We start from the raw sequence: 255 nt of genomic DNA, 5'->3' as shown, positions 1-255 counted from the left end.
GTGAAGAACGCCGCGTTCATTACTGGATGGATCGCTTTAAACCCAATGAAAAAACCATCGTGTTTTGTGCAACACAAGTTCATGCCGGTATGGTGCGCGATTTTATTAATCAGTACGCAGTAAAAAAAGGCTGGACCACCAACACTAACTATTGTGTTCGTGTTACCGCTAACGATGGTGTAGCGGGTGAAAACGATTTAAAAACCTTTTGTGATAACGAAAAAACCATTCCAACAATTTTAACCACATCACGCA

General features: G+C 41.2%; 1 pseudogene. It reads left to right on the top strand.

Annotated elements, in window-relative coordinates:
- Positions 1–255, top strand: a pseudogene (locus AAEY68_RS21320) (EcoAI/FtnUII family type I restriction enzme subunit R); the annotation flags it as partial.

It is taken from the genome of Pseudoalteromonas sp. RB2-MNA-CIBAN-0110 (assembly GCF_040309305.1).
Classification (GTDB): domain Bacteria; phylum Pseudomonadota; class Gammaproteobacteria; order Enterobacterales; family Alteromonadaceae; genus Pseudoalteromonas; species Pseudoalteromonas arctica.
Note: the sequence above shows the minus strand (reverse complement) of the source record. Positions and strands in the feature narration are given on the sequence as shown.